This window comes from Deltaproteobacteria bacterium PRO3, from assembly GCA_030263375.1.
Classification (GTDB): domain Bacteria; phylum UBA10199; class UBA10199; order DSSB01; family DSSB01; genus DSSB01.
The window spans coordinates 1-16,368 of the sequence record SZOV01000025.1 but is presented as its reverse complement, the minus strand read 5'-3'; the positions used below and the strand labels follow the sequence as shown (position 1 = coordinate 16,368).

Below are 16,368 nucleotides of genomic sequence, written 5' to 3'. Positions count from 1 at the left end.
CTTCAGGCCTTCCGCACCGTAACGCAGGACGCTTCTTGTCGGCGCAGGGCCAAGAGGCCGCCGCGCACGCGCACCGCCACCGGGTCGCCGCCGAAGGGGGCCTCGTGGACGATCTCGACATAGGCCTCTTCGACCATGCCCATCTCGAGCAGGCGGCGCACCGTCGCCTCGGGCCCCTCAATGCGGCAGATGTAGCCCCCCTGCCCCTTGCTCATCTGGCCGAGGGGCAGCGGCTGGTCGGGCAATGTCTCGCGTCCGGTCATGGGAATCCTTACTCGTTTTGGCATCGGCTGCAGCAGCCGTAGATCTCGTGGCGGTGGCTGACAATCTTGAAATTAATGCGCTTGGCGATCTGGTCCTGCAACTTTTCGATGCGGTCGTCCTCGAACTCGTTGATGCTGCCGCACTTGATGCAGATCATGTGGTCGTGGTGATCGCCAGCCTTCTCGAAGAGCGATTTGCCGTCGCCGAAGTGGCGCTGGTGCGCCAACCCGCACTCCTTGAGCAGCATCAGGGTGCGGTAGACGGTGACATAGCCGATCGAGGGCTCGATCTTCTTCACCTGGTTGAGCAGCTCCTCGATTTGGAGGTGCTTGTTCGACTTGAGAAATTCGGTGACGATGATCTCGCGCTGCCGGGTGTGTTTCATCCCGTGTTCGTCCAGATACCGGTTCAGGACTTCCATGGGGTCTTGGGTATGGGCCATGCCGCCTCCGCTGAAAACCACTTTCAAATCAGTTACACCCGCCCCAGGAGGGCGTCAATAGGAGTTTCTCAAAGGTCGCTCTTGGCGGGAGGCCTGGCGGGATTTTCCGGTTTCGACGGCGCGGCGGGGCGGGACTCGGGAGCGTTTTTTACGGCCTGGGCCTGGGCCTTGCCCTTCCCCTTTTCCGGGAGCTTCCGAAAGTCGGGGTAGGGTTTTTGCGGATCCTGATAAATTTCGAGGGCTTGGGGGAGATAGCGTTCGAGGTCTTTGGCGCGGGCCCCGCTGGAGGGATGGGAGGCGAAGATGCTGGTCGCATCGCCGCGCTTCTGCGCGGCGCGTTTCCAAAGCGCCACGGCGGCCCGCGGGTCGTAGCCGGCCTTGGCCATGTAGAAGAGGCCAATACGGTCGGCCTCGTATTCGTTCTTCCGGGAGTAGCTGGGCGCGTAGATGTTGTAGCCGGCGGAGAAAAACTGACCGAAGAGATTCCCGCCCTGCGCGGAGGCGCCCGCCGTGATCGCGCTGGCGGCGACTTGCCCGGCGAGCATGATGGTCATGTTTTTGGTGAGCGACTCGGTGACATGCCGGGCGGTGACGTGCGAGATCTCGTGGGCCAGGACCGCGGCGATCTCGTCGTCGCTCTCCTGGTTGACCAGGCCCTTTTTCGGATCCCAAAGGCCCGAGTACACCATGATCTTTCCGCCGGGCGCGGCCCAGGCGTTGACAACCGGGGCGTCGGCCAGGTGAACCTCATAAGGCAGATCGGGTAAGTGGCTCACCTTGGAGATGCGGTTGACGATGGTCTGGAGGCGCTGCAGCATCGCCTTGTCGCCGCTTTCGTCCACCGGGACCTTTTTCTTCTCGAAGGCCTGGAGCTGCGCACCGAGGACCTGCTTCCCCAGCTTCACGTCGTCGTCCAGCTTGAACCAATTATAGCTGGACTTCCCCGTCACGTAGTCGTGGGCGCAGCCCAGAAAGCCGGTCCAGAGCAGGAAATTCACCAAAATGGCCGTGCGAAGGCGCTTCATAAGGGCTTTAGAACCTTTCTATATAATATTTCGAGGTTCGCGAAAAATGGTTTTGACTGGGTTGAGCCTCCTCCCCTACACTCTTGTACATTCTTAGCCGGCCTCCGTCCAAGGTTTGGGGATCCATGACGCGGATTTTGCTCATTGAAGACAATAAAGACCATGCCGAATTGATCCGACGCTCGCTGCAAAAAGGGTTCGGAAAGATTCAATTGAAGCTATCGCCTAGCGCCCAAGACGCCTACCGCGTCATGGAACGGAAAGCCTTCGACCTCATCCTCAGCGACTATTACCTGCCCGGCGTCGACGGGGACGAGCACATCCGCGAGCTTCACAAGCGCGCCCCGAAGATCCCCATCGTCATCATCACGGGACAAGGCGACGAAAAGATCGCGGCCCGGTCGATCCAATCCGGCGCCGAGGATTACGTGGTGAAAACCCGCGAGGCCCTGGAGGCCCTCCCCGCCATCCTGAAACGGGCCATCGTCAAACACCGCAGCCACCAAAACAAGAAGAGCCAGGAAATCCGCCGGCATCTCAGTCATCAAAAACGGCACGCGGAGAAAGTCCTGGGCGAGATGGAACAAATCAACAAGCACATGAAACGTCTCAAGCGCGGCAAGAAAGGGAAATCGTCGCGCCCCGAAGGCGGCGAGGATCTCTCCGCCCTTGAACAACTCACCCAGCAGTTCGAATCGCTGAAAAAATTCTTCAAAAGCATGTTCGTCAAGAAGTAAGCAGGGATTTGGCGGAGACGCGGTTGCGCCCGTTCGACTTGGAGAAATAGAGGTACTCGTCGGCAGCACGGATCAAGTCGCCGTAGCTCTTGAAGTTGGCGTCCTTCAGGCAGGACACCCCGATGCTGACGGTGACCGGGATCCGCTTGGACTCGAAGACGAAATCGGAGGTCGCGATTTTCTTTCGAAGCCTCTCGGCGAGAGCCACCGCGTCGGCCTCTTCGGTGTCCCGCATCAGGATTACGAACTCCTCGCCGCCGTATCGGGCGAAGATGTCCTCGCGGCGGATCATCCCCTTGGTGATCTCGGATACCCGATGCAAAACGTAGTCCCCGGCCGGGTGCCCGTAGGTGTCGTTGACCTTCTTGAAGAAATCGAGGTCGAAGATCGCCAGGGACAACGGTAGGTTCCGGCGGGCGGAATGCGCAAACTCGTGCTGAATGCGGTCGAGAAAATAGCGCTTGGTATGGGCCGCCGTGACCGGGTCGTAGAGGGCCATCTCGTAGAAGCGCTCGTGGCTGTTTTTGTCGATGGTGTCGACGTAGGAAAAGCGCAGCACGGTCGCTGAGCTGATCTGGATCTTGTCGTTGGCCTTGAGGACCTGCTGTTTGATCCGCATCCCGTTGACGAAGGTGCCGTTGGTGCTGTTGAGATCCTCGATGGTGGCGATTTTGTCGCGCACCTTGATTTTGAAGTGGCAACGGCTGATGGCCTCGTCCTCGACGACGATATTGGCGTCCTTGCTGCGGCCCACCACCACCTCGCCTTCCGCCAAAATGACCTGCATCCCCATGGCGGGGCCGCCCAGGAAATCGACCGCGGGCTCCTTTTCGGAAATCCCTTCCAAAGCCCCGATGCTGGTGACGACGGTTTCGTCCTTGAAGCCCTCAATCCCCATGACGACCTAAAACCCTTTCCGTGAGTGGGATGCAGCGTTTTTATTATAAGCCGAGGAAATTATTAAGGTCAACGAGAGGGATTTTTTTCCATGGCGTGGTAGATCTGCAGCTTTTGGCCGGGGGCCACGGAGACCTCGTTGGCGTAAGGCTTGAATCCGGGTAGGTCGAGGGTCAGATCGAGGGTCTCATTGGCCGGAACCGGATGCGTCAGGAGGGGGGTCTTGCCCACCGTCTTCCCGTCAATTTTGACCAGGGCGCCGGCGGGCGAGCTCTGAACGTCGAGACTGCCCAGGGCCGCCTTGAGATCGGCGAAGATCCGCAGGGCCTCCCGCGGGGGTGCCTCGAGCCGACGCTCCCATTGCGGAGTTCCGTTCAGCGAGAGCGCCAAAAGGACCGGGAACTGCAGATCCTTCGAGTCGAGGATGGCCGGGGTGCGCTTGCCACTGGCCTTGCCGTTGAAATAAATATCGGCGCCGGCGGGGTCGCTTAACAGCTGGATCTGCCCGGGAGGTCTTTTCGTCAGACTCAGGTTCAAAGAGCGAGTCCAATTGGGGAAGATATAAGGCGAAAGCTCCAAAGTCTCGAAGCCCTCCCGCTCCAGGCTCAAGACCGCCCGCCGCCGGGCCGGCAGGTTCGGCAAGTGGATCGGCGGCGAGCCCGCGACCGCCTTGCCGTCCAGCGTCAGCTTGGCGTCGGCCGGTTGAAAGGACAGCTTCAAGCCCCCGGGCGCCGAGGCCAAGAGGAAATGATACAGCGCCAAGGCCGCCAGCAGGAGCAGGAGGACCATGGGGACCACCAAGAGCTCGCGGCGGCGCGCGATCGGCGGGGCCTCGGGCGCAGAGATCGGCTTGGAGGGCGGCGGTCCGACATCCGGCGACGGAGGAGAAGGCAGGGCCGCCGGCTCCTCGAGATCACCGGTGATCTCCTCTTCCTGCGAGGAGGAGTCCTCCGAAAAAGTGACAGCGGGGGCGGCTCCGGTCTGGGAGGTTTCCCCCAACCCGATGGCCCGCGTGATGTCGCTCAGCTCTTCGACGTCGATCTCCTCGAAGATCGAGTGGAAGTCCAGCTCCTGAGGATCGACGATCATGGTGTCCTCGGCGACGTCCGGTGCCTCTTCCTCCATGCCTTCCCGCCGGACCCGCTCGCGAACCGTCAGCTCCTCGCGCATCGTCTTTTCCTGATAGAGATCGCCGGTTTTCTCCTCGTTGTCGAAAATCTCCTTGAGGAAATCGCCCACCTGGGTCGGCTTGAATTCCGGGTAGTGGCGCAGCAGGAACTTGGTCAGATCGAGGGACATGTCGGCCGCCGCCGCGTAACGCCGCTGCGGGTCGCGCTCCAGCGCCCGCATCACGATTTCGTCCAAATCCGAGGGGATCTCGTTGCGATAGGCGCTGGGGGGAAAGACGGTCATGGCTTGGACCGCGTCGATCGTTTCGGGGTTGGACTTCTTCTTGAACAGCCGCCTGCCGGTGAGCATCTCCCAGAGCACCACGCCCGTCGAGAAAATGTCGGATCGGAAATCGATGTTCTTGCCCTCCGTCTGCTCGGGGGACATGTAGGCGAACTTACCCTTCAAGACGCCCCGCTCCATCTCCGAGAGCTTGAAGGCCGCCTTGGCCACGCCGAAGTCGACGATCTTGACGTTGCCCGACTCGGTCAGGATGACGTTTTGCGGGCTGATGTCGCGGTGGACGATCTCGAGGGAGCGCCCGTTCTCGTCCTTGCGCCGGTGCATGTAGTCGAGGCCGTTGCAGATCTCGGAGACCACGTAGGCGGAGATCGGGATGGGAATGAAGGTCTTGTACTCGACGGTCTTCTTGTAGATTTGGCTGATGGTGCGGCCGTCGACGTATTCCATCACGATGAAGTAGTCGTCGGCGACCTTTCCGAGATCGAAGGTCTGGGCGATGTTGCCATGACTGAGCTTGACCGCGATCTTGGCCTCGTCGATCAGCATCTTGATGAAGTCTTTGTTGACCGCGATGTGCGGCAGGATGCGCTTGATGACGATGAATTTCTTCAGGCCGCTGAAGTCGTAGGTCAAGCCCTTGAAAATCTCCGCCATCCCCCCTTGGGCGATCTTTTCTAAAATGAAATAGTGGCCGAAGGGCCTTGGCTTGGTCATACGCGATTCGCAGGCTGTTTTTTGGGGCTTGAATGCCCCCGCTTCCCGGCACGAATGGGGTGCGCCCCCCTCAAATCGAGGCGGCGCCCTCTTCCCCTGCCCTGGGATCTAAATATAAAATCACCGAAATACAAGTACTTAGAATATTTTTTCTTTCTTTCCGTAATTGGCAAAAGCTTTGCAGTATCTAGAGGTGTATTCGGAACGCTAAGACATAAGGATTTAAAGTTTTTCTTCACTTCAAATTTTTTTCTACTTCTTTCTATTCTTTCTAACCCCACCCACTATCCTACCAACTACCGGCAATCTTAAAGTAGAGATTGCCGGTAGTTATCACCTCCCTCCTCTTTGCAAACTTTCAAAGTAACCTTTCAGTGAATTAGCATTTTAAGATTGCCAGCCTTCCACCCCTTAAGCTAGCAACTTCCCCTTCCAACAACCGAGGATAAGTCTAGGTATTTGTTGTTTTTTAACGCACTTTGTTAAAAGGGCGGCATGAGTCCACCGGGCGGCACAACCGGGAAGGGACTGGGTGCCTATGGGACCCTCCCTCCTAAGGATTTCTACTCTCCGAAGGCATGCGCGAATTGTCACGGCGATTCCAGTGTTTCCAACGGAGCCTCGCTCGGCCTTTCGACACTCGAACCTCTTAATCCCGACAATCTTAAGTTTCTCCCTTCGCCCAGCGACTGCCCGGCCGAGATCTATTGGCCCGATTCGCTGAAGACCTACCAGGACATCGTTCAGGTCAATCCTTACTTGAAGGGGCAAAACTACCTCGACACCTTGTTGCTCTCCCGCCAGGGGACCTTTCCCTTGGAAGTGCGCGACACCTCGTTGGACGTCTTTCTCGGGCTGAAGGGGCCGGCCGATTTTCCGAAATTCAAGCTCGAGGTGCCCCACGACGCCCAACTCTGCGCCGGGCCGGCCAAGCCGAGCGGATCGGGATTCGAGGCCTGCGAGGGGCTTCAGATCGAGCTCAAGGACGAGGACGTCGGACTTGAGCTCGACGGCCTGGACCTGCTCAGCACCCAAAATTTGGACCTGGGTATCGCCGGCCTGCTCGGGGTCAAGTTCCGGGGCGCCTCTGTCCGCGACGGACGGCTTCTGGTCACCCTGCAATTGGCCGATCCCTTGCTCAACGCGGGCTTTCCACTGGCCTTCACCAATGAGTTCCTACTCGGAAAATTAAACCCGACTTTGCAAAAGCTGCTCCGCTCGGCGGCCCCCAACCCCTACGATCCCGACAGCTACGACTTGGACCTCACTTCCCTGATCCTGGAAAAGATGCCCGTGGCCTACCGGGTCGCCACCGGAGAGGCCGTTAATTTTTCGGAATACCAAGCCGCAACGGATAAGCTGGGGCTGAAGACAATCCCCTATTTCTTCAACACGGCACGCGAAGGAAAATTTCCCGACCGCCTCTCCTTCAACCAGCTCTACGAGGCGGTGACGGAATACCAAAAAAACGTCCGTCCTTCGGACAAGAAGCAGGACGAGGCCCAACAAGCCATCCTGCAGAAACTCTTCGAGACCGTGTCGCTGCGCGCTCGCCTGCACCCCGGCCGACTTCTTTTCAAAAACCTCTACGTCGAATTCGCGGACGAACCGGACAAGAACCTGCTCGAAACTCAGCTGAGCGTTAAGAACCTGAAAGACGTCAGTCTGGCGCTCATGGCCCCGCTGCACATCACTCGCTTATATAGCCCGGGCGGCATCGACATCACCGAACTGAAAGGCGACCTGGGGCTGAGCTATCGCTCGACCGGAGACTCCAAATTCCGTCTCGACAACCTGGAGGAGCTCCGCCTCGACAACCTCGAGATCGAATTCGGCCGCATGGAATACGGCGGCGCCCAGGAAAAGGGCACGCCCAGCCTCCTCGGCCTAGTGGGCAAGCTCCAGCGCCACTTCCGCCTGGACCCTACCAAGCCCGGAAAATTCGCCATTCTCGGAGGCCGCATCACGGGGCTTCCGGATCCTTTTGAAATCCCCTACGCGTCTAAACCCGCCCTGCTCGTCCGTGGCGAACCCGGCGTGGGCCTCACCGCGGAGGTCAACCTGCGCATGGAGGGGCTTCGCCTTCGTCTCCCCATGGTCGGAGAGGTCACCTTGCACGGAAAAATCGAAGGGGGGATGCGGCTCGTCCCGAAGATCGTCGTCGAGACCCTCGAAGACGGCAGCAACTCCGAGAAGACATTATGGGTCCCCGAGCCCAACGGCACGCACCTGCGCCTGAGCGATCTCGAGATCGTCACCGAAAAGGGCCAACGTTGGTCGCGGGCCTCCGTCGAAGTCTTCGACGACGGCTTGTGGTCGCCGGTTCCCGCCGCGAATTCCCCATCCGCCTTCGTGACCAAGATCGAAGTGCCGGAAATGGCGGGGGGCTCCTACAGCTCGCTGCGGATCGACGGCGGCATGATGGTGCCCAAAGACTTCGACGGCCTCTACGACTTCTCCGAGTTGGCCAAGGCCTTCACCGCCGAGCTGACGATGCAGGCCGTCCGCGTCGGCGGCAATCCGGAGGCCTGGAGCCTCAACCTGAGCGGCAGCCATCGGCCGGACTCCACCCAAATCAAGGTGGCCTTGGACAGCCGCGAGACCGACCCCGCCGGCACCCTGAAGCGACGTCCGCTCGAAGGGTTGGAAATCAAATTCGACCGGAACTTGATCGGCGACCAAACCTCCTTTGCGGTGGAGGCTAAGGCCAAATCGTTGGATTTCCCCGGTATCCACCTGAGCTCACCCAAACTCGAGCTGAATGCCAGCCTGGAGCCGACCAAAAACGGAGGCTTCCTGTATACGGTGCCCAACCTCAAATTTACGGCCAATCCCTGGAAGGAAATGCCCAAGACGGGGGTGATCCGCGGGCCCGTTTGGATCGAGCAGGTGAACTTCAAGAAGAAGAGTCCCTTGACCCTAGAGATCGACGGCGCCACGCCGACCTTCGAAATCAAAAACCTCAACCTCAATTTCGGTTTCCTGGGCTTCACCCACGAGAAGATGGTGAAGGCCACCGGCGGCCGCATCACCGGTGTCGACGTCGACGGGGCGCTGCGCGGCTTCTGGAAGATGGACTACGACGCCTTTCGCGGCAAGGGCCTGCTCACGTTGGCCGGCGACGCCGGCGGCGAGGGCGACATCCACCTGCGCGGCGCGGATTTCCTGCGGCTGGCCAAAGACGATCCGCGCGACGCGACGCGGCTGGTCGAGATCCCGATCTTCTCCAAGACCACCTGGACCTTGTGGAACATCCTCGGCGTGGATCCCGACAAAGAGCGGATCAACGGCGCCTTCAAGCTCTCCACCAAGGTCGACCCGGCCTTCGCCCGCGTCTTCAACGTCATCATCGACAACGGCAAGGTGTTGAATTGGATCATGACCCACGACCACTTGCCCTACACGCCAAAGGGTTATGAGAAAAAGATGGAAGAATACGTCGCCGCCAAGGCAGCCGAGGAGCGGAAGGCCGAAGAGGCCCGCAAGGCCGAGGAAGCCAAGAAAACCGAGGGAGGAAAGACGCCATGACGCCTCCAAAGATTCCCGAGAGCAAACCCGGCTCCGCGCTCCTGGAATACGGCTTCCAAGAGCCCTTCACCTTCCATACCCCGCTCTTCGAGCCGGTCTTCGATTATTCCAAGCCGGGTCAATCCAGCTTCCTGAAGGCGTCGCCGCTGTTGTCCGGCCTGGGCTTTCCCACGGTGCCCGTCTACTCGAACTTCCGCATCCCCGGGATCTACACGCCGAAGTTCACCTCCCCCGTCGCGAACTTCACACCCCCGCCCACTCCCGCCAAGTGGCGTCCCAGCGACACCGGGCAGTTGGTCACCGACATCGTCATGGCGATCGACTCGATGGACGTGGACTTGAACGACATGTTGGTGAACGGCGGGGAAAAGGGCTGCCGTTACTCGGAGGTGGTCACCAAAGAACGCTACGACGCCGGCAAGGAAAAATGCCACAACCAGTTCGAAGCCGGCACTTACGCCGACGCCCACGTGGAGGTCCGCCCGGTGGAGGGAAAGACCTTCAGCGAATTCCACAAATTCACGGTGCTGTATAAAAAATACCCCGGCCGCACCGGAAACCGGATCAACGGATTCTTCCTAACCCACCCCCTCGACAAAAACGCGGAAGGGGCCTTAAAATTCCAGCGCGACGACCCCTTCGAGAGCGGCAAGGACTTCCGCGACGCGGCCAACCCCTCCTTCGACACACCGATCGGCAAATCGGTGCCCCACTCCGAAAAATCGAGCCGCCTGATCATGCGCCCCATCGGCTGGCTCTACGACGACGCCGGCCCGGGCGTAAACTTCGACATCAGCGAGAACATGCTCAAGGCCTGGGGCATCCTGGACAAGGACATCTACAAAAAGCTGGGCATCGAGCCCTTCCAGCTCCCGCGCCGGCTGGACAGGCTGTGGCGGCTCCTGCCCATGCCGCGGCCGCACAACCCCGATTACATCCTCGCCGACGGCTGCTACGACAAGCTGCCGGGAGCCAAGTACGTCCGGCCCAATTCCATTAACGCCAAGCCCGACCTGATCGCCTGGACCGCCCCGAAGGACCTCTCCGCCGAGATCCGCTTCAAGAAGACCTCCATCCCGCTGGGCGGGTTGGGCCACATCGACCTGGGCGACGGCGGTGTCAACCGCATCAAGGTCAAGGGCGACCTCACGGGCCTGACCGTCGAGATCGAGTTGAAGGACATCCCCAGCTTCCGCTTCAACCAGGGCGGCTACACCATCGGCGCCAAGGGACTGAAGGCCGGCAAGGTCGTCCTCAAGCTGCCACCGCTCGCGGACATCATGAAAGAATTCGGCAGCGCCCCGAAAAGCCATGCCGACAAGACGCTGGATTGCGAGAAAAAGGCCGAGCTGAAGGCGAAGGCCAAAAAAATCGCCGCGGATGAAAATCGCAGCTACGGGGACGTCCTCGACCAGCTGGAGATGGAGGCCGCCGAAGAGGCCGACGCGAAGACGCCCAAGAAAGACCACTCCGCCTTCTTCGAAAAGCTCTTGGGCGACATCCAGGTCACGGGCATCGAGGCCGACGAGCTGACCTTCGAGCGGCCGGACCGCGGCCTCAAGGCGACTCTGGTCAAGCCGGTCATCAAGTCCGCCACCGTCAGCGGCACCAAGTCCTTCACCTTCAACGGGCTGGCCGTGGACGGATTGACCCTCGAAGACGCCTCGACCGGCGGCAAAGCGTCCTTCGGCAAGAGCGAGATCGAGAAGATCACCGTCACCCGCGGCACGGACGGGCCCATCTTCGACATCAAGGGCCTGGAAGGCGTGAATCTTTCCTTCAAGCGGGACGAGGGAGGCATCGTCGTCGACAAGGGCCGCATCGAGGCCGTCAAGGTCGACATGAGCAAGAAGGATCGCGTCGACTTCACGATGACCGACACCACGAGCAACGGCAAGGTCGACTACAAGAACCCTAAGGAAGGCTATGAATTCCACACCTCCGGCAAGAGCAAGCTGAGCCTCTTCTCCCTCAACTACGAAAAGAACCCCGGCGGCGACAAGATCGACACGAAGATCAAGTTCTCAGGGGAAATCAACGATTTCTCGGTGGTCCACCCGCAATTGGGCGACTTCAAGCTGGCCGACACCGTGCTGGGCGAAAGCACCTTCGACCTGGGCCTCGAGCTCCCTTCCTCCGGCGCCGTGGGACAAGCGCCGAAGGCGAAGTTTTCCGTGGACATCGACGTCCAAAAGGCCACCCTGAAATCGGGCCACCTACCCCATGTCGAGCTGGACGAATCCAAGGTGACAAACGGCCGGATCCAACTCGAGAAGACCGAATCGGGGCTGGTCGGCAAGGTGAAGGGCAACCTCGATCTGCACATCAAAGAAATCGACATCCCCCAAGTCGAACTGGCCACCAAGGGCTTCACGATCGAGGGCGTCATGAAGGACATCGGCATCGTCGGCGCGGGCGAGCTCGAGATCGGCCCCGATCTGATCGCCTTGCATAAGCTCGAAGGCCAGGAGAAACCCGGTCCCCTGAAGATCACCGGAACCTTTTCCAAATTGCTGTTCCGCGACGATCCCTCGGTGCGAAAGGCGGAGCTGAAAAAGTTCCCCTACGCCGGCACCGTCAAGACCGAGATGGACATCGCCGAGGCCAAGCTCGAGATCAAGGACTTGGAGGGCTTCGAGTTTGTCCGACCCGATCCGGCGACCGGCCGAAAACCCGACCTGCGCAAGTTGAAGGTCAACGACATCTCCATCACCCAGATCCAGGCGAGCGCCAAGATCTGGGCCAAGTTCCCCATCTTCGGCTGGCTGCGCGGCACCTTTCCGGCGATCGGCAAGATCGACGGCAAGCTTCCCGACGAGAAGGTCGACAGCGAATTGCGCTTGGAGAAGCTCGACATCTCGACGGATTCCGACGGCAAGACCACCCAGGTCAACAACCTGTTGATTCAGCTCTTCGAGGTCGGCGGCCAGACCCAGAAGGCGAAATTCCGGCTGCCGTCCCTCACGCTCTCGCCGAAAGTGATCACCACCGGGAAGGACCCCATCGAGCTCGAGCTCTACTTCAAGGATTCGCAGCGCGGCGGGGATTTTGAGTTCAACCTCGAGGACGAAGACCTTAGCCACCGCGGGACGCGGCCCAAAAAGAAGAAGTGAGCTACTCCGGGTCGACGCCGAGGTAATGGCGGAAGCCAGCGGCGAAGATGGCCCGCGAGGCCCGGAGCCAATCCCCCTCCTCCCCCGAGGCGCCGGACTCACGCTCCCAAAAATCTCCCGGAATCGCACCCGCCAGGGGCTGGACCTTTGGCCCGCGGTGACAGGCCTCGCAAAGCAGCCCTCCCTCCTCCGCGCTGAAGTAAAAGGCCTCCGCTCGGTCGCGATGGCAGAGGACGCAGCGGGAGAGATCAAGCAAAAAACCCAGTCGGCCCAACAATTGCCGCAGGAAGACTACGTCGACCCAATCGCGGCGGTAGACGGCGAGGCTGGAGAGACCTTCTTGCAACAAGGCGAAGAGCCCCGGCACGCTCTGCCCCTCCGGCACCACCCGGGACACCGTCCGGATCCATTTCAGCGCGATGATGGTGGCCTCGTAATCTGCCCTCACCCCCTCGTAGGGCTCGCGCAGCTCGCAGTGCAGCAATTGGGAGAGTCCGCCGCGCCGAGGGACCTGGGTCTCGATCTCGAGACAGTGCAGGAAGTCGAGGACGCCGGAGAAGCGCCTGGCGCTCTTCCGAGCACCCAGGGCGATGGCCTCGACTCGGCCGTGCGAGGCTGTGAGGAAACTCAGAATCCGGTGGTCGTCGCCGTAAGGGACGGAGCGCAGCAGGAATGCCTGGTCCTTGAGCGATTCGCCTATTTTTTTAACCACCATAGCACCAGGATAGTACCGGCTCCGAACAGGACCAGCAAGGCCACCAGGCCGATCAGGAGCTTGGTGTGAGAGCGCTCGCTGCGCGGGACGGAACCGCCGGAGAGCTTGCCCAGGAAATCCTCGAAACGGAGCAGGACGTCCTCGGGCAAAAGTCCGATATAGGAGGCATAGGCCTTGAGGTAGCCGCGGGCGAAGGTCATCCCGGGCAACTTTTCGAAATGCTCGGACTCGATGGCCTGGAGGTATTCCAGCTTGACGCGGGTCTGCTCGGCCACCTCCTCGAGCGGGATCTTGCGCAGCTCGCGCTCCCGACGGAGATGGGAGCCGATCGATTCGTGGGTCTCGGACATTACAGGTTTTTACCGTAGATCAGTTTGAGTTTTTTCTTCGTGCTCTCCGGAACCAAGAGCTTATTCGTGACGATGGCGTTGCGCAAGGCCCGGGAGCAGACGCAGTCGCGCGGCGCGACGACCGTCGGCAGCACCTTTCGGATCACCTGCTGGGCGGTCTTGACGTTTTTTTGCAGGGTCGCGATCACCATGTCGGCGGTGACGCTGTCGTGCTCCTCGTGCCAGCAGTCGTAGTCGGTGGAAAGCGCCATCGTCGCATAGCATATTTCGGCCTCGCGGGCGAGCTTGGCCTCCTGCAAGTTGGTCATGCCGATGACGTCCGCGCCCCAGGAGCGATAGAGCCGCGACTCCGCCCGGGTCGAGAACATCGGTCCCTCCATGCAGACGTAGGTGCCCTTCTCATGAGAGGTCGCGCCCGCGGCCCCCGCGGCCTCGTGCAGCTTGCGGCGCAGGTCGGGGCAGACCGGGTCCGCAAAGGCGACATGGGCGACGATGCCCTCGCCGAAAAAGGTGCCGTGGCGGCCGAAGGTGCGATCGATGAATTGGTCGACCATCACCAGATGCCCCGGCTCGATCTCCTCCTTCAGCGAACCGACGGCGGAGACCGACAGGATGAACTCGCAGCCCAGCTTCTTGATCGCGTAGATGTTGGCCCGGAAGTTGAGCTCGCCCGGCAGGAGGCGGTGTCCCTTGGCGTGGCGGGCCAGGAAGGCCACGGTCACTCCCTCGAGCTCTCCGATGACGAAATCGTCCGAGGGATCGCCGTAGGGCGTCTCGACGGAACGCTCCTCGAGGACCTTCAGGCCTTCCATTTCGTAGAGGCCGCTGCCCCCGATGATCGCGATTTTTGGTTGTTTCATAAATTCACCTCAGGATGAGAATTTCTTTTCTAAGTCGGCCGGAAAGGTCAAGCGATTATGAAGCCGCCCTCCGGCCCGACCGCCCGTGATTTTTCCGCCACCCGGTCATAGCCATAAGCGCCCGGATTTGATATAAATTTTTCATGATTGAAAACATGGATATTCCCCGCATCCTGCGACGGTCCCTGCGCCGGGGCGGCGACTTCGCCGAGCTCTTCGAGGAGACGAGCCGCAACACCCACGTCGTACGCGAAGGCCGGCGCTTCGAAAAGGTCCTAAACGGCGCCGACGCCGGCGTCGGCCTGCGGGTGCTGCACGGCGGCAAGACGGCCTACGCCTACACCAACGACATCAGCGAAGCGGCCCTGCTCGCCCTGGCCGACAGCCTCGCCGACGCGGTGCGGGCGGGGACCTGGGAGCAAGATATCGTCCTACGCGGCCTCGCCCCGACCTGGAAGCAAATCGTGGCCGTCGACCCGAGCGGCGTCCCCCTCGAGAAGAAAATCAAGATTTTGCAAGAAGCCGACGCCCTGACTTGGGGGCTCGACCCTCGGATCCGCCAGGTCACTACCAGCTACCGCGACCAGCTGCGGCACATCCGCATCGCCAACTCCCGCGGGGAATTCTGCGAGGACCGCCAGACCTATTTGGTCTTCGTCGTCCAGGCCGTGGCTGCCGAGGACGGCGAGGTCCAGACCGGCTACGAGCCCTTGGGCGGCACCGCGGGCTTCGAGCTGCTCGACGGCGACCGCGCCCTCGAGGTCGCCGAGCTGGCCGGGCGCCGGGCCCTGCGCCTCCTCGAGGCCCCCCTCGCCCCCTCGGGACCGATGACCGTGGTGGTGGCGGCGGAGGCCGGAGGTACCTTGGTACACGAGGCGGTGGGACACGGCCTCGAGGCCGACCTCGCCCGTGAGGGACTTTCCGTCTATCAGGGCCGCCTGGGCGAGGCGGTGGCCAATCCGCTCATCACCGTCCTCGACGATCCGACGCTGCCCGGAAAGCGCGGCTCCTTCCTCTTCGACGACGAAGGGACGCCCGCGCGCCGCAACGTCCTCATCGACCGCGGCGTCTTGAAGAACTACATGTACAACCGGATTTACGCCGAGCGCGACGGGGTTCCCTCCACGGCCAACGGCCGCCGCGAGTCCTACCGCCACCGCCCCATCGTCCGCATGACCAACACGATGATCGCCCCGGGCAAGGACGATCCCGCCGCGATCCTCCGGGAGGTGGAGCGGGGGCTCTACGTCACCCGGATGGGCTCGGGACAGGTCAACACGGTGAACGGGGACTTCGTCTTCGAGGTCGGCGAGGGCTTCTTGATCCGCAAGGGGAAGCTCGAGCACGCCGTGCGGGGCGCCACGCTGACGGGCAACGGCCCCCAGGTGCTTCAAACCATCGACCGCGTCGGCAGCGACCTGGGCTACGGCCTGGGCACCTGCGGCAAGGACGGTCAGGGCGTCCCGGTCGCCGACGCCCAACCCACCCTGCGCATCCCCGAGTTGATCGTCGGAGGTCAAGGCGAGATCATGAGCCAAGAGTAGTTGCGCCCGGCCTTGGCCTCGCCGCGCGCCAGGGCCGCGCGGTGCGAGTGGAAGCGCTCCGCCTCGCAGCGGGTGCACTCCGGCCTCAATTCGATATTTTCCACGGCCACGCCCAGCCGCCTGGCCTGGGCGGCGTTGGCCGCCTTGAGATCCAGCATAAACTTTCCGTTTTCGAGCTCCTTCAGGAAAGCCGAGTCCCCGCGGCCGCGAAAGGCCGCGGCCACGTCCTCGCCCACCTCGTAGCACTCCGGGCCGATGGCCGGACCGACGGCCAGCGCCGCCTCGGACAGGTCCAGGTCGAAGGAGTCGCGCATCTTCGCCAGGGTCTTTTCCAGAATGCCCGCGACGGTCCCGCGCCAGCCGGCGTGAACCACGGCGATGACCCGTTTGGGGTGGGCGATGAAGACCGGCACGCAGTCGGCGGTGCGGACCGCGATCGGGACCGCCCAACGCGCGCAGATCACCGCGTCGGCCTCCCGCCCCGCGTGCCTGGCAATGTCGCGCGCCTCCCGCAAGACGACGATCCCGTCGCCGTGGACCTGCTTGACCTCGAAGAATTCCCCGCTGAGGTCTCCATAACCGGCGCCGAGGAAAGCGCCGCGAATTTTATCGAAGGGCTCGAAAGGGATCATGGGTTCTTCTCCAACATTTTTTGGAAATTCTCCATCTCCGCGCGCATCGGCGCCTCGAAGCTCATCTCCTTCCCTGAGACGGGGTGCTCGAAGCTCAAGCGCCAGGCGTGCAGGAGCTGGAAAGGCGTTTCCTT

Annotated in this window: 13 protein-coding genes; 4 read left to right on the top strand and 9 right to left on the bottom strand. The window is 61.4% G+C overall.

The annotated features are described in order from the left end of the window. Window positions 1–2 precede the first annotated feature (2 nt). From FBR05_05885 to FBR05_05875, 3 genes are all read right to left on the bottom strand, one after another. Window positions 3–263 (bottom strand): ferrous iron transport protein A, encoded by a 261-nt coding sequence (locus FBR05_05885; protein MDL1871717.1) that lies wholly within the window; start codon window positions 261–263, stop codon window positions 3–5. Window positions 264–271: 8 nt separating this feature from the next. After that, the gene (locus FBR05_05880; protein MDL1871716.1) at window positions 272–664 is read right to left on the bottom strand and encodes a transcriptional repressor; all 393 of its coding nucleotides are present in this window, start codon (window positions 662–664) and stop codon (window positions 272–274) included. A 110-nt stretch (window positions 665–774) separates the two neighbouring features. Beyond that, window positions 775–1,731, bottom strand: a complete 957-nt coding sequence (locus tag FBR05_05875; GenBank protein ID MDL1871715.1) for a M48 family metallopeptidase — start codon at window positions 1,729–1,731, stop codon at window positions 775–777. Window positions 1,732–1,856: 125 nt separating this feature from the next. Here FBR05_05875 and FBR05_05870 point away from each other — a divergent pair, with 125 nt between their 5' ends. Next, complete coding sequence (locus FBR05_05870; GenBank protein ID MDL1871714.1) at window positions 1,857–2,468, top strand: response regulator; 612 nt, start codon at window positions 1,857–1,859, stop codon at window positions 2,466–2,468. Here FBR05_05870 and FBR05_05865 read toward each other — a convergent pair. Continuing rightward, the gene (locus FBR05_05865) at window positions 2,458–3,366 is read right to left on the bottom strand and encodes a diguanylate cyclase (protein ID MDL1871713.1); all 909 of its coding nucleotides are present in this window, start codon (window positions 3,364–3,366) and stop codon (window positions 2,458–2,460) included. The genes FBR05_05870 and FBR05_05865 overlap by 11 nt on opposite strands. Window positions 3,367–3,434: 68 nt before the next feature. Continuing rightward, complete coding sequence (locus FBR05_05860) at window positions 3,435–5,492, bottom strand: PEGA domain-containing protein (protein MDL1871712.1); 2,058 nt, start codon at window positions 5,490–5,492, stop codon at window positions 3,435–3,437. 495 nt (window positions 5,493–5,987) lie between these two features. Here FBR05_05860 and FBR05_05855 point away from each other — a divergent pair, with 495 nt between their 5' ends. Both FBR05_05855 and FBR05_05850 read left to right on the top strand, forming a co-directional pair. Further along, window positions 5,988–9,020 carry a hypothetical protein gene (locus tag FBR05_05855; protein MDL1871711.1) on the top strand — a complete coding sequence of 1,011 codons (3,033 nt, stop codon included), beginning with the start codon at window positions 5,988–5,990 and terminating at the stop codon, window positions 9,018–9,020. Next, on the top strand, window positions 9,017–12,133 hold the full coding sequence (locus FBR05_05850) for a hypothetical protein (protein ID MDL1871710.1): 3,117 nt from the start codon (window positions 9,017–9,019) through the stop codon (window positions 12,131–12,133). Before FBR05_05855 ends, FBR05_05850 begins: the two co-directional genes overlap by 4 nt. Window position 12,134: 1 nt before the next feature. Here FBR05_05850 and recO read toward each other — a convergent pair whose 3' ends face one another. From recO to mtnP, 3 genes are read right to left on the bottom strand one after another with little or no spacing between them, the layout of a single operon-like run. Next, window positions 12,135–12,848, bottom strand: coding sequence for a DNA repair protein RecO (recO, locus tag FBR05_05845; GenBank protein MDL1871709.1), 714 nt, complete (start codon window positions 12,846–12,848; stop codon window positions 12,135–12,137). After that, a complete protein-coding gene (locus FBR05_05840; protein ID MDL1871708.1) occupies window positions 12,830–13,198 on the bottom strand; it encodes a hypothetical protein in 369 nt (122 codons plus the stop codon). Before FBR05_05840 ends, recO begins: the two co-directional genes overlap by 19 nt. Beyond that, complete coding sequence (gene mtnP, locus FBR05_05835; protein MDL1871707.1) at window positions 13,198–14,058, bottom strand: S-methyl-5'-thioadenosine phosphorylase; 861 nt, start codon at window positions 14,056–14,058, stop codon at window positions 13,198–13,200. Before mtnP ends, FBR05_05840 begins: the two co-directional genes overlap by 1 nt. Before the next feature lie 143 nt (window positions 14,059–14,201). On the opposite strand from mtnP, the gene FBR05_05830 reads away from it, so the two are divergent. Further along, the gene (locus FBR05_05830) at window positions 14,202–15,602 is read left to right on the top strand and encodes a TldD/PmbA family protein (protein MDL1871706.1); all 1,401 of its coding nucleotides are present in this window, start codon (window positions 14,202–14,204) and stop codon (window positions 15,600–15,602) included. Here the strand turns inward: FBR05_05830 and pgeF are convergent. After that, window positions 15,575–16,234, bottom strand: a complete 660-nt coding sequence (gene pgeF, locus FBR05_05825) for a peptidoglycan editing factor PgeF (GenBank protein ID MDL1871705.1) — start codon at window positions 16,232–16,234, stop codon at window positions 15,575–15,577. The two genes, FBR05_05830 and pgeF, sit on opposite strands and share 28 nt — an antisense overlap. Between the last annotated feature and the right edge of the window lie 134 nt (window positions 16,235–16,368).

What these genes read in the sequence shown, in the direction of transcription:
- FBR05_05885 (MDL1871717.1), bottom strand. Translation starts at nt 263, where the DNA reads ATGACCGGACGCGAGACATTGCCCGACCAGCCGCTGCCCCTCGGCCAG.
- FBR05_05875 (MDL1871715.1), bottom strand. Translation starts at nt 1,731, where the DNA reads ATGAAGCGCCTTCGCACGGCCATTTTGGTGAATTTCCTGCTCTGGACC.
- FBR05_05870 (MDL1871714.1), top strand. Translation starts at nt 1,857, where the DNA reads ATGACGCGGATTTTGCTCATTGAAGACAATAAAGACCATGCCGAATTG.
- FBR05_05865 (MDL1871713.1), bottom strand. Translation starts at nt 3,366, where the DNA reads ATGGGGATTGAGGGCTTCAAGGACGAAACCGTCGTCACCAGCATCGGG.
- FBR05_05860 (MDL1871712.1), bottom strand. Translation starts at nt 5,492, where the DNA reads ATGACCAAGCCAAGGCCCTTCGGCCACTATTTCATTTTAGAAAAGATC.
- FBR05_05855 (MDL1871711.1), top strand. Translation starts at nt 5,988, where the DNA reads ATGAGTCCACCGGGCGGCACAACCGGGAAGGGACTGGGTGCCTATGGG.
- FBR05_05850 (MDL1871710.1), top strand. Translation starts at nt 9,017, where the DNA reads ATGACGCCTCCAAAGATTCCCGAGAGCAAACCCGGCTCCGCGCTCCTG.
- recO (MDL1871709.1), bottom strand. Translation starts at nt 12,848, where the DNA reads ATGGTGGTTAAAAAAATAGGCGAATCGCTCAAGGACCAGGCATTCCTG.
- FBR05_05840 (MDL1871708.1), bottom strand. Translation starts at nt 13,198, where the DNA reads ATGTCCGAGACCCACGAATCGATCGGCTCCCATCTCCGTCGGGAGCGC.
- mtnP (MDL1871707.1), bottom strand. Translation starts at nt 14,058, where the DNA reads ATGAAACAACCAAAAATCGCGATCATCGGGGGCAGCGGCCTCTACGAA.
- FBR05_05830 (MDL1871706.1), top strand. Translation starts at nt 14,202, where the DNA reads ATGATTGAAAACATGGATATTCCCCGCATCCTGCGACGGTCCCTGCGC.
- pgeF (MDL1871705.1), bottom strand. Translation starts at nt 16,234, where the DNA reads ATGATCCCTTTCGAGCCCTTCGATAAAATTCGCGGCGCTTTCCTCGGC.